The organism is Mycobacterium sp. (assembly GCF_049802695.1).
GTDB lineage: Bacteria > Actinomycetota > Actinomycetes > Mycobacteriales > Mycobacteriaceae > Mycobacterium.
This window is the reverse complement of record NZ_JBARMY010000451.1, coordinates 1-1,538: the sequence shown is the minus strand read 5'-3', so window position 1 is coordinate 1,538 and position 1,538 is coordinate 1. Positions and strand designations below refer to the sequence as shown.

Here is a 1,538-nt window from a genome sequence, read left to right as displayed (position 1 = left end):
GCGGAGGGCCGAGAATCACCTGCCCGTACTTGTCCGCTCCCTCGGCCATCCGTTCTGGCGAGATTTGGAAACCATCCGGGCGCGGCGTTGCCTTGTCACGCCCGGCGTAGCGGAACATCCCTTCGATTCCGGCGGGAGTGTTGATCATCAGCAGATCCGCTTTTTTGGAGGTGATGCGATATGCGTGCGGAATGTTCTTGGGCAAGAACACAATTCCGCCTTCTGACAGCTCCATCTCCTGGTCGTCTAACCAGAGCAACGCGGTGCCCTTGATCAGCATGAAGACCTCATCCTCACGCGTGTGTTTGTGATACGGCGGTGCTTCGCCCTCGCTGACATCGAAGCGTCCGACCATCAACTGGCCATTTGTGGCTCTGCCGTCGAGCAAGATCGCCAGCGTGCCACCGTCGAGCCATTCCAATTGCTGCTGCTGCTCCGGTTGCGCCAGGTATGCAATGCTCATGCGTCGTCCCATTCGGTTCAGCGGGAGTTGGGCGACTTCGATGTCAGACATCGAGATTATCCAGCTATGCCCCTATCAACTACCGGGCCGCGGAATTAACTGCCGGCCGTCCCGGAGGCGGCGCCCGGTGCTCTGCGGCTGAGCGTGGTTTGACGACGGCGCGGCTAGCCGTGCGGCGGCGGGCATGGGGCCGGCAAAAAGAGGGCCCAGCACTGCCTCTGCGGCGGAGGTGGCGGCGGTGGCGCAGGTTCGGGAGGTGGCGGCTGGTCGTCCGGATCGTCCATCTGCCAGACAAGAGGTGTGAGGCCGGACTCGGCCTGGGCGCTACCTGAAGCCAGCCCCAGGACGGCTATCGCGACGCCGCCCGTCAGCAGCGCGCCGGCGATTATCCGGCTCAGAATGCGATTGGTGTGCATGGTGTGATGCCCCTTTGTTCGTTGCAGCCCGGGCTGCCTGAAGCGAATTGTTCGCCTCGCAAGGGCCGAACGCATGGGGCAGTTGCCCTATTTGGTGCAGCACCGCTGCACTCTTCCCGACGGCGACCCAACTCAATGGTCTGAGCAGCCGCAGAAGTTTCGCCGGAGGCGGAATAGCGCCATGCGGTGCTCGGGTTGCGGTAGTAGTGACCACGCGGAAGAGGCGCGCGCGATCGGCCGCGCCGGGCTGGCCCACTACTTCTACCTGTCGAACTACGTGACCAATTGGAAGCGGCTGGGTTTCACCGACGCCGACGTCACCCCACCCGGCAGCGATAAAATCGTCGACGCCGTGGTTGCCCACGGGACGCCTGAAGAAATCGCCAAGCGGTTGGGCGAGTATCTGACCGCCGGCGCCAACCACGTCGCGATTCTTGTGTACGGCGGCCCGGAGAAGGTGTTGCCGACGCTGTCGGAACTCGCTGGGCCGCTTGGCCTGTCGCGGTAACGGGAGCAACCCCGGCTTCCCCCGGCGATCCACCCGGACGTATTCCGTCTCAGCTGGCTAATCAGCCGAACCGTGGCGATATCGTTTCCCGTGGGGCGTCGGGAAGGGTCGTGAGCGAGTGTGAACGTAATGAGTCTCTTTGACTTGCGTG

The 1,538-nt window shown here is 63.3% G+C and carries 1 protein-coding gene and 1 pseudogene; one reads left to right on the top strand and one right to left on the bottom strand.

Translation table 11 applies throughout. The annotated features are described in order from the left end of the window. Window positions 1-514: cupin domain-containing protein (locus tag WA317_RS18130; protein ID WP_425174353.1), on the bottom strand; the 514-nt coding region annotated here is incomplete at its 3' end. 570 nt (window positions 515-1,084) lie between these two features. On the opposite strand from WA317_RS18130, the pseudogene WA317_RS18125 reads away from it, so the two are divergent. Next, a pseudogene (locus WA317_RS18125) lies at window positions 1,085-1,387 on the top strand (LLM class F420-dependent oxidoreductase); the annotation flags it as partial. Window positions 1,388-1,538 lie beyond the last annotated feature (151 nt).